Below are 10,153 nucleotides of genomic sequence, written 5' to 3' on the forward strand. Positions count from 1 at the left end.
CTTCAGTTGATGTACCGTGGACGCTCGTCGTCGGAACTCTCCGACGTGGACGAGGCGTCCGTATTCGAATCGCTATCTCTACTACCAGTCTCTCGTCTCGAAGATCCACCACGCTCTCGGAGTGTGTCGAACTCATCGTTCCGCGACTCAGAGCGCTCGTGTTTCGACGAGGTCCGTGTCTCGGTCCGATCTGTGGTAGACGTCGAGAGTGCCGACCGGAACGACGTACTGGAACTGTGCAGCCGTGAGCCGACAGCATGTGCTCGGGAGTCGCCCGAACCAAGCAGCAGTTGTCCATCCGAGCGGACGGCAGGCTGTCCGCGAACCCCGCGAGCGAAGTTCTGTCCACCACTCGCTGTCGTTGCACCGGTCGTTCGTACCGTTTCGACTCTGGCTCGTGCTCGACCGCGGGAAGCGTGTCGGGCAGCACTATCGGCCATGAAGAACAGCGCTCCCGCCTGCCAGAACAGAATGAATGGCGAGATGATAGCGACGAGCGGTGTCAAGATGGCGAGTAACCACTGGCCAATGCCACCAATAGTAAACGTCACTGAGGAGCCCAGCAACTGACCGAGGCGTAGTAGCAAGGCGACTGGTATCGTCATGAACAGAAACGGGACGTAGAACCCCGCGAGTCGCTTCATGAACTGGGACGCAAGGGTGAACGGACCTACACCAGGAACCCAGAAGACGATGAGCAGCGGCATCAGCAGAACGAACAGGTACAGCACGATGTGACGCATCAAGTAGAGCAATGCGAGAATCAAGAACAAGACGATGTCTACGGTGAGCGAAACAAGGAGTCCGAGTAACCCAATTACGCTAATCGAGAGCGTATCGAAGAATGTAATCTCTGCTAATGATGGGAGCAGAAACTTGCCCAGACCATCGATGAACCGAAGCGAGAGGGCAGCAATCCACCACCATGATAGGATACCCAATAACCCAGAGAATGCTCGCTTCTTGAGTTTGGTGCGGTGGTAATTGCTAAACAGATAGCTCGCTGACTCAAGGAATATCACCAAACCGATCATGAGGGCCCAGAGCAACAGCGATAAGGGAACGATTGTTTCCCAATAGAAGTCGTAGATGGCTGGCCATCCATCGTTGGATGGTCTGCCGAACACCGAGTTCGGGTTTGGAGTCTCGACGACTATCTTTAGTAAATCTCCAGCATGGTCACTGATAAAGCCAGATATTGGGCCAACAAATCTTCGGGCTGCTTCTTCTAATGCCTCGACAATCACATCTCCCAACGAATTCATCTCTCCTCCTCGTCTCGACTCTCCCAATCAATTGACACGTTTGAACATACCGTATCGTCGGCGAAACCGACCGTGTTTGGATCTCCGCTGAATTGGGGCGATAAGTCAGCAGTCAGAATACTGCCATCCGCAGCTCCCAGTCGGACGGTGAAGGGATGTTCAGTACCTTCACATCTGGGTGCTGTCTCTGGTAACGCTAGCGGCCACGAATGCGCGATATACTGCTGACTCTCACCCGGTGCTATGGTCAGTTCTTCTCCCGTCGTCGGGAACTCTACGTCTAGATACCCATGCTGATCCGATATCGTACCATCAGCCGCGAAATTCGGTGCACCTTCGAATCCAATATCATATATCCACGTCGCCGCTGTTCCCGTGTTCTCGACAGTGAAGACAAGCTTCGAGAGATCGGCGACTGACTCTCCGTCGCGATACTGCGCGATGTCGGTGATTCGAAGCTCCGGGACTAACGACAACGAACGCGAGACTTCCGTCTCATCAACGACGAGGACGACTTCGTGAGTACCCGGTGTGTAATGCTTGGTGTCGCCCCATGGGGGATCGAACCGCAGAATCGGGAATTTCACAGTCCGAACACCGGGTTCGATTTGTTTGCTCTGGGCTGCGGTCCCATCGGGACCGATGAGAGACGCGTGAGTGACGCTCTCGTCGGCTAGTTCGAGAACGATATCGTACGTCCCAATGGTCATCGACTCGACGATAGAATCGAACGAGGGACTCGCCACAGCATCCACAGCGCCTCTCGTCGCACAGCCAGCGCTGACGGCCGACCCGGCAGCGAGCGCCGAGAGGAAGGCCCGGCGGGAGAGACGACTCGTCATCACAGGCCCCTCCAGGGCGGCCAGAATCCCCAGTTCGTGAACCGATCGAGGATATACCCGGCAAGCAACAGCGCACCGATCGGGACGAACCCACCGAAGAGTGCGTCCAGATAGCGAAACGTCGACCCGCCGGTGGAGACGATAGCCGTATCGCCGGTGTAACCGGGGATATCCCACCACCAGAACGATGGTTCGTAGCGCGCCGAGACAGCATCCCGGTCACTGGAAACGGTCACGTCGACGGTGCCGTTTTCCGTGGTGTTCACGCGTTGTCCGGCGACGACGAGATAGCCGTCACGGTCGCTCGTTTGGATGGGCGCTCCAGTCTCGTTATCGCGGAGCTGTGCGCGGACAGTGACGGTTTCTTCGCTTCGGTTCGTGACTGCCAACGTAAGATTGCTCTCGGTCAGTGGGACGGCAGCGAACTCCGAGACGGAGAGTGTCGCGTTCGTTCCACGCACTAGGCCGATAGCGGTGACAGTGTCCGTCTCGTCGTGGGGTGTCTCGATGCGAGTCGCGATACCGAAGCTGCCCGTGTACGGCCCGTCGATAGAGTCCAACGCAACCGTCGACGGAAGCGACGGCCCGTCGTACTCCGTACCATACACAGTGAGGAGTGCGACCGTCGCTCGTGGCCACGGCGTCGGCCCCGTTTCGATAGGGAAGGCGTGGACTTGCAACGGGTGAACCGGCGAGTGTCCTGTGGTCGTGTTGGTTCCGTCGTACGTGGTGAGGTTGTCCCACGCCGGTTTACGCGCGACGTAGAAGCGCCAGACGCCCCGAACTTCACCCTCAGGTAGGTCGAGGCCGTACCACGGGTAGTTCTTGTAGGCGACCAATCCGAGGTCACCATCGGGGTACTCTGTCTGGTATCCGGAGACGATCAGGTCGTAGACGGTAACCGTCGCATTGTCCCTGACCGTGATGGATTCCTGCCGAGTTCCGAGGGATTGTGAACTCGCCTGGCAGAGTCCGTTCATCGTCGGCTCAGCGCAACCGTCGTTTTCAGTGGCGACCACTCGTCTGAGTTGCACCGTGACCGTCGCTTCGAGCGTGAGCGTCGCAGTCTCGTTGAGTCCGGGTTCGAGACCGCCGTAGGTGAGCGTCGGCGTCTTCGTGTGATTCGCCGTATCGAGGACCTCTCCATCGAGAAGGAGGCGAACCGACTCGACGTCGTGTGACTTGACCTGCCAGTCACTACCTGTAGTGCCGTTCGAGGGCGTGACGACGCGGTAGTCGACGGCTCCGAGAACCTCTCCATCGGGAGCGATATACAGTGGCTGGTCAATCTCCGAGAGGTGGACGCGCGTTGAGGGTTGAATCGCGCCGATGGTCACGCCGACGTCTCTGAGGTACGTGCCGTTCGAGCGCATCGTATCGCTCGGGTGGCTGGCGACAGCGATGTCGGTTTCTGGCATCTCTGCGATATCGCGCCGATTCCACGTCTCGACGGAACGGGGAGGCCGGTCGAGCGGGATGTCTGTCCCCGCAGTGAGGGTTTCGAGCGGCATTCGCGTACTGTTCTCTGTCACGTTCGCGCTGTCCTCGTCGCCGGCCCAGAGCACCCAGAACTCGCTCTCGTTGAGACCGTGGGTCGGTTCCGTCGGTGGATGGGCAACACTCTCCGAGCTGGTGGCGACAACCATCGCAATCACGGTTACCACGAAGAGGGCGGGGCGAGCACCTGCTCTCAGAACGCGCAACTGCTCCCTCCGGCGACGACCGTGTTCAACAGGAACTGGACGATAGTCGTCGCCAGCGGCGCGACGATGATCCCCCAGATAACGCCCTGATTGCGGACCTCTTTCAGTTCTAGCTTCGTGTCGGTCCGTCGGACCACGGGCGTCACGACAGCAGCACCGAGTGCGAGCGTCCCGCCGATAAGCGGCCCACCGAACTGGATGATGGTGAAGACGTTCTTGATTGTCTCGGCCATGCTCGTCGTACAGAAGTCCTCGCCGATGGTCTGTGCCAGCGCGGGCTCAGCGGCGACCAGCGAGAGGACGCCGACAGTGAGTCCCACTTGGCCGATGGTCCGTTTGAAACGAGCGATACAACTACCGGTCTCTTCTGTCGGCACGGTGGCCGACGGCGATTGCGTAGACATCTTTTCTCTGACGCGCCGATCCGGTCACCCACCGCAGCCGAGGCAAAGACCGCTGGAACGACGGCGTCTGAGTGGAGATGGCCAGTATGAGGTATTAAACCTATTTCTGAGTTTAGGTGAGTTTACTGCGTCAGGTCTGGTATCCGGTAGTATTGTCCCATATACAGAACAGCGCAATTGGAATTCTCGATAGTAGGCGAAACCGGTGGGCCGACTACAAAGAACCGTTCAGCATCGCCGGAGCTTTGGATCAGATCTCAGAAAATAAGTCTGACGCGGTGAAGGCAGCCGATCAGCGGTCGGTCGATTGTATCCTGAACTAAGTTCTCCCGGTGCTGATTGCCCGGCGTGAGACGATTGATCCTCCCTCTTGTGCTCGTCACGTAGCCGTCCTCGCGGGCTGTGCAGCTATCCCGATACCTGACGAACCCTCGACCCCGGTGAGTCGGGGGACTCGCCCTCGCAATTAGTTTAGAAACTCGACTTAGGAAAAATTGCTTATCTTCAGGAAAATATTTTTATCCCTAACTGACTAGTCACTAGCAGATGAATATAGCCGACGCCCCTGATGGACTCTGGGAAGGAGATGTGAACGAGGCCACCATCGAAGAATGGAAAGCCGACACCACCACATTTGAGCGCGTTCGCAGCATCATAGACGTCACGACTGAACCACAGCCCGTTAGCACGATCGCTGATCGCGCACACGTTAGCGAACCGACTGTGAGAAAGCACCTTACGGCATTAGCGGAAACTGGTCGCGTCAAAACAGTTAACACAGACTCTGGAACCCAGTACATGCGGGCCCCACAAATGCTAGCCATGCGACGTATCTCAGCTATCCACCGCGAACACACCAAGAACGAAATCCGAGACGCCATCCAAAACCTCAAAGAAGAACTGAGCGACTTCCGAGAGCAGTATGACGTAACGGACGTCAATGAACTCACGCTCGAACTAGACCCCGGCGACGACGGCTGGCAAGACATCACCCGCTGGCAACAGATCGAACAAAACCTCGAAATCGCACAAGCAGCACTCTCACTCTACGACTTCGACCCCGACGACAGCCGATCTGCTGCTGCTCGTGTCGCAGAGTCTGGCGCCGCCATCCAAGACTCAACGCGCGAGCAAGGAGCCCTCAGTGACGACACCGAACGCTCTACCGCATAGATGAAGCCCGACACAGATATCGAGGGCGAAGTCGGACCACTCGACGACACAGCGCTGGAACAGATTAGAGAAGAATTCACCACTACATCGACAAGGCACTCTGGATAGTGAATATCGACGAGCGGTGACGCAAAATGGACCGTAGCATTTCTGATGCTCGTCAGAAGGGTTGTGATCGATAGAGAAGAGATGTTCACCAGAGCAGTATCGAAAGTCGGCTTGGGTAGTATGGAGTGGGTTAGCGTCCATCCTAATTCACATACTATTCAGAATATGTACCCATCTACTCTAACACATACCAAGATGAAACATTCCAAAGGTCTTGGACGTACTCTTTTGTCTCTCAATTCTCAGATTCGTAGAGGTTAGCCAGATACCGATTGCCGAACAAGGCGACGAGGAGCGCGCCAACGAGATTGAAAACGAAGTCGAGAAGGGTATCTTGCTTGCTGTAGAATACGAGTATCGGTTCCATCCCAAGACGGTCGGCCGTGGCGTGAATGAGGTACTCGAGAATTTCCCAAAAGACTCCCAGCGTGATGATGGACCCGAATACTACTGGCAGGGGCTCTTTCCCACGACGTTTGGCCGAAACGAACGTCGCTCCGCTGACGATACTCGACGATAAGGTGTGTGTAACGTGGTCCCACCCCCAAACATCGTCATACGGTCCGAGCATCCCCATCGCGTGTAGGAACATAGCGGTGCCCACGTATACACGCTGCCAGGGCCTGAACTCGATTCCAGATGCCCGTTCAAGTATATTCGGGACGTAGGTTCCAGAGAACGAGAAGACCGCGTTCACCATGGCACCGGGATTCCGCTCACGGACGCCGACGATAAATACGGCTACGATCGCGTACCTGATGCCCCCTTCGAGATCGAGTTCTGACCACACTATGTGTTCACCCGCTTCCAGGAATGGATGGGGTCACCGGTTAAGTAGTTTTTATCTTTTTGCCGCCACCGTGTGTACATCGAATGGACCGATCGCCTCTCAGCGAACGTATCTGGCAGGGAGGTACGCCAACAGGCTATCGGGGAGCATCTTTTTGAGGAAGTTCTCGACGAGTGTCTCCGCTATCGTCGCGAGCGTCCGGCGGAGTACGACGTAGCTCACCGAAACGGCTAAGGCCCCGACGACAATCCATAGGAAGCGACCCTCCACGACGAACAGGAGCGGGCCAGCAATCGAGAGTGACAGGAGGAGATCCTCGGGAGCCCCGTCGTACCGGACCCACCGACGGGGGGCAATCCAGTGGTCGTGAAAGTGATTGTACACGGCCCGTTCTGATGTCGCTTCCCAAGGGCGTAGTTCAAGTCCGCCGCCGAAAATGTCCATAACGCTGTGAACGGTGGCGGCAACCAGAGCAATCGTGATTCCGATGATCCACGGCGTCTGAACGAGCACAGCGGCCGGTATCACGAGTAAGCTAAGGACCGAGTAGTAAACGGGAAAGTGGAGCGTTTTCCGGTGACCGATATACAAGTCGAAATCGGGGAAGACACCACCGAATAACCCACTGAAGAGACACAGACTGGCGAACTCCGGAAACGCGACGGAAACCGGTAACGCAATCGCGAGCCCGACGAGAGCATGTGTCGGAAGCATCATCTCAGTGAATAGGTAAAGGGACTCGACCGTTTGAACATAGCGGTCCGACAGTGACATCCTCCCACAAGCAAACTTGTGGGCTTCCCACGCCCACCAACGGGCGGTTCGTTGTTCTCTTAGGGTTGACGACCCGACGTGCCGATGGGAGTGCCACGCCCCCGTTACTCCTATCCTGCGAAAGACTCGGAGTTACCTGCTTGTTTTGTGTCGGTTCTGCTGTCCACGGGCTTACTTTTTGATGGGGCAAACACCGAGTCAACTGCCAGTTTGTGGACTGCCGAGAGTCGATGGGAATCCATCGTCTCGACTTCCATAGATTCGCAGTGTGGGCACTCATACGTTGCGGTTTCAGTGGTTGCGAACCGTGCGGTGATTCATCCCACGACTGAAGTCGTGGGTTTTCTCTCCTAATCTCTATAACTCGACTTCGAGGTCGAAGAGCAGGGAGCAGACGACGGCTGACGCGTCGCTCGACGCTACGTTCCCTTCGCTGGGCCGAAGAGCAGAACTCCTGCTACGTCCCGCTTCGCCGTTCAGCAAGCCGTTTCTATCGCAGGCTATACGTTTTCCAGAAACTCCGGTTAGCGTATTCCTCACGACGACCTCGGCGAGTCCCCTCAATTGGGATGGCTTAAACATATCGCCGAGTTGCTGTTCTCGCAGTTCGTCGGGATACTTAGGTCGCGAACGTGCCCTCGTTCAAGCGTGTCCCTGCAAATCGGTTCCTCACTGACTGGTGGACTCGACCGAGTCGCGAATAGAAACGGGGTGGTCCTCACTCTCGTGTATGTGGTTCTCGGAATCATCTGGCAGGTGGCGTTCTACAGCGCCTTCCTCACGTTGCTGCAGCGTTCGGGTGACCTGCCCGCAGATGCGACGCAGGCGCTTCCCGCTCTCGACCTCCCGCTTGCAGTCTCTGCGAGCGTGTCGGTCATCTCGTTGTTGTTACTCCAAGTGATGTCGATCGTAGCTATCCGAACGTTCGTGGGCGGGCATTCGAGTTCCATCCCGAGCGAGTACTACACCCGCAACATGGTCTTAGCAATCGTGAATACGATTCTCGGCGGCTTCGTATACAGCCTTCTCGTGTTCATCGGGACTCTCCTGTTCGTCATCCCCGGCATCATCGCGTACGTCGCGTTCCTGTTCATGATGTACTACATCGCCGTCGAGGACGACAATTTCGTCGCTGCCCTCCGCAATAGCTGGGCCCTCACTCGCGGGAACTGGATTCCGCTGGTCGTCATCCTCTTCGTCATCTTCGTCGTGCTCGCCATCGTCCCCGGAATCTTGTCGGTCATCGCCTCCGCAGTCGTGAGTGCGGTCGCCGGCCCGGCGATAGGCACGCTGATGGCTGGTGTCATCACGCTCCCGTTCTCGTTGATCGTCCTCGGTATCCTCAGCGAAGCGTTCGTGCAACTTCGAGAAAGCGAAGAAATAGCGGACATGTAGGAGAGGCTGCTCTTCTATAATCCGCTTCGAAAGAGCGCCCCTCGTCGACACGCCCGACAGCGACCGAAAGCCTGCATTCCGTGGCGTTATGCGCGGTAGATCTCGTAAAAGGTGGCGATCCCGCTGATCGCGATGACGAACCAGTAGCTCGCGACCCGGTAGAGCAGTGCCACCGCCGCTGCCGTGGACGGTTTCATCGGGACCAGCGCGACCATCAGGGCCGCGAGGACGACCACGATGCCGCCGACGCCGCCCGGCGTCGGAGCGATGCCCGCGAGCGAACTCGCCGGAACGAGAAAGAGCACGAGGAGCGGGTCGATGTGGACGCCGACCGCCTGTCCGGCGAGGTACAGCGGCAGCGCGAAGAAGAGCCAGCCGACGAACGAGTACGAGAGCGTGGAGACGAGCACGCCTCGGTGGCTGGCGATCCGATCGATCCGCGCGTAGAACTCTTCGAGTCGCTGTCGGATCGAGTCGACGTCGACGCTGTCGACCCACGACGCGACCGGTGAGAGTAGCGTCGTGAGAACGGACTCGAAAGCGTTCCGGTACTGGTAGGTCCCGTAAACGCTCAGGGGAACGGCAACGGCGACGACCGAGAGCCCGCCGATGAGCGGTTTGGCGGCCGACGGCACGCTCCCGAAGAGGGACAGCGCGGCCAGTCCGACGCCGGAGAAGACGAAAAACGGCACGAGATTGAGCAGGTCTGCCGTGACGATGCCGGCCAGGCTCTCCTCGTAGGAGATCCGGTCGTCCTGGGAGAGCAAGTACGCGATGAAGGGGTTGCCACCGACTTTGCCGAACGGCGTCACGTAGTCGGCGAACGTGGCAGCGAAGTACGTGACGATCAGCGCTCGATAGGGGATGGAGACGTCGAGGACGTCGAGCACCTCGTCCCAAGCTTTGGCCCAGACGACGAGGCAGGCCGTCGACGAGAGACAGCCGAGCGCCACCCACCAGTAGTTCGCCCCGGCAAGCGTCGACAGGATACGGTTCCAACCGACGACCCACCCGGCGAGGTAGACGAGCATGACCGCGGCGAGGAACCCGACGCCGATCTTCGCCAGCGTTCGCCTGTCGAACCCGGATGAATCTGGCATCGCGCTCCGTAAGGATGGGAACGTGAAAAGCCGCCGGGTATTGCTTCCTGACCTGAATCCGGCCGCCCGAAGAGACGGTAGCGGGTACGGCCAACACCCCGTGGTCAGCTGGTCGTCCTCGTGATGTGGGTCCAAGGAGCCGTAATTTGGGGGACGAACTCGCTTGCAATCCAGACAGGCCGACTCGCCTCATCACTCCCGGTCGTTCTAGATCGAAGTGGTGTCTACGAACTCACCGCGCTCGTGGCCATAGCTGTCTCGACGCGCGGGGTCATGGTTTGGCACCGGCGCGCTGGGCCACGCTGGCGCGAAGAGTTCGAGCGAGTCCAGAGCTTCCGTGACTGGTCCATTAGTCGACGTGAGGGCCTCATCCTTATCGCCGGAATCCTCCTTTTGGCTGTAGCAAATTATCGAGAGGCATCCATGGTCGTCGCCACGGCAACTGAGTCCGGGACGGACTGCTCACTGTTACTCTACAGGCGGAGTAAGGCGAGTGCCTCGGGGCTTGACCCCGAGGGTGAAGCCGACACGAACATTGAACAAACCACGCCACGTACAATAGTCCACAGTCAGAGAACCCAAAAGACGGATTAAAGACC

The 10,153-nt window shown here is 57.9% G+C and carries 9 protein-coding genes; 2 read left to right on the top strand and 7 right to left on the bottom strand.

Annotated elements, in window-relative coordinates; all coding sequences use genetic code 11:
• Nucleotides 1–2: 2 nt before the first annotated feature.
• The 4 genes from EGH23_RS23800 to EGH23_RS23815 are packed head-to-tail and all read right to left on the bottom strand — an operon-like array spanning nucleotide 3 to nucleotide 4,214.
• Entirely contained in the window at nucleotides 3–1,265 is a 1,263-nt protein-coding gene (locus tag EGH23_RS23800; RefSeq protein ID WP_220582474.1) for a TrbL/VirB6 family protein, read from the bottom strand.
• A complete protein-coding gene (locus EGH23_RS23805) occupies nucleotides 1,262–2,107 on the bottom strand; it encodes a hypothetical protein (protein WP_220582475.1) in 846 nt (281 codons plus the stop codon). Before EGH23_RS23805 ends, EGH23_RS23800 begins: the two co-directional genes overlap by 4 nt.
• The gene (locus EGH23_RS23810) at nucleotides 2,107–3,753 is read right to left on the bottom strand and encodes a DUF8186 domain-containing protein (protein ID WP_220582476.1); all 1,647 of its coding nucleotides are present in this window, start codon (nucleotides 3,751–3,753) and stop codon (nucleotides 2,107–2,109) included. The genes EGH23_RS23805 and EGH23_RS23810 overlap by 1 nt, the downstream gene beginning before the upstream one ends.
• A 44-nt stretch (nucleotides 3,754–3,797) precedes the next feature.
• On the bottom strand, nucleotides 3,798–4,214 hold the full coding sequence (locus EGH23_RS23815; RefSeq protein ID WP_220582477.1) for a hypothetical protein: 417 nt from the start codon (nucleotides 4,212–4,214) through the stop codon (nucleotides 3,798–3,800).
• Between the two features lie 546 nt (nucleotides 4,215–4,760).
• Here EGH23_RS23815 and EGH23_RS23820 point away from each other — a divergent pair.
• Complete coding sequence (locus tag EGH23_RS23820) at nucleotides 4,761–5,387, top strand: helix-turn-helix domain-containing protein (protein ID WP_220582478.1); 627 nt, start codon at nucleotides 4,761–4,763, stop codon at nucleotides 5,385–5,387.
• 343 nt (nucleotides 5,388–5,730) lie between these two features.
• Here EGH23_RS23820 and EGH23_RS23825 read toward each other — a convergent pair whose 3' ends face one another.
• Together EGH23_RS23825 and EGH23_RS23830 are read right to left on the bottom strand one after the other, a co-directional pair.
• Nucleotides 5,731–6,285 (bottom strand): DUF2238 domain-containing protein, encoded by a 555-nt coding sequence (locus EGH23_RS23825; protein ID WP_236045049.1) that lies wholly within the window; start codon nucleotides 6,283–6,285, stop codon nucleotides 5,731–5,733.
• A 99-nt stretch (nucleotides 6,286–6,384) separates the two neighbouring features.
• Nucleotides 6,385–7,002, bottom strand: coding sequence for a metal-dependent hydrolase (locus tag EGH23_RS23830; protein WP_220582484.1), 618 nt, complete (start codon nucleotides 7,000–7,002; stop codon nucleotides 6,385–6,387).
• 705 nt (nucleotides 7,003–7,707) lie between these two features.
• Between EGH23_RS23830 and EGH23_RS23835 the strand changes: the two genes are divergently transcribed.
• Nucleotides 7,708–8,454 carry a DUF7847 domain-containing protein gene (locus EGH23_RS23835; RefSeq protein ID WP_483867131.1) on the top strand — a complete coding sequence of 249 codons (747 nt, stop codon included), beginning with the start codon at nucleotides 7,708–7,710 and terminating at the stop codon, nucleotides 8,452–8,454.
• A gap of 86 nt (nucleotides 8,455–8,540) precedes the next feature.
• Here EGH23_RS23835 and EGH23_RS23840 read toward each other — a convergent pair whose 3' ends face one another.
• Entirely contained in the window at nucleotides 8,541–9,554 is a 1,014-nt protein-coding gene (locus tag EGH23_RS23840; RefSeq protein ID WP_220582480.1) for a lysylphosphatidylglycerol synthase transmembrane domain-containing protein, read from the bottom strand.
• Nucleotides 9,555–10,153 lie beyond the last annotated feature (599 nt).

It is taken from the genome of Haloarcula nitratireducens, assembly GCF_019599505.1.

What these genes read in the sequence shown, in the direction of transcription:
- EGH23_RS23805 (WP_220582475.1), bottom strand. Translation starts at nt 2,107, where the DNA reads ATGACGAGTCGTCTCTCCCGCCGGGCCTTCCTCTCGGCGCTCGCTGCC.
- EGH23_RS23810 (WP_220582476.1), bottom strand. Translation starts at nt 3,753, where the DNA reads ATGGTTGTCGCCACCAGCTCGGAGAGTGTTGCCCATCCACCGACGGAA.
- EGH23_RS23800 (WP_220582474.1), bottom strand. Translation starts at nt 1,265, where the DNA reads ATGAATTCGTTGGGAGATGTGATTGTCGAGGCATTAGAAGAAGCAGCC.
- EGH23_RS23840 (WP_220582480.1), bottom strand. Translation starts at nt 9,554, where the DNA reads ATGCCAGATTCATCCGGGTTCGACAGGCGAACGCTGGCGAAGATCGGC.
- EGH23_RS23830 (WP_220582484.1), bottom strand. Translation starts at nt 7,002, where the DNA reads ATGATGCTTCCGACACATGCTCTCGTCGGGCTCGCGATTGCGTTACCG.
- EGH23_RS23820 (WP_220582478.1), top strand. Translation starts at nt 4,761, where the DNA reads ATGAATATAGCCGACGCCCCTGATGGACTCTGGGAAGGAGATGTGAAC.
- EGH23_RS23815 (WP_220582477.1), bottom strand. Translation starts at nt 4,214, where the DNA reads ATGTCTACGCAATCGCCGTCGGCCACCGTGCCGACAGAAGAGACCGGT.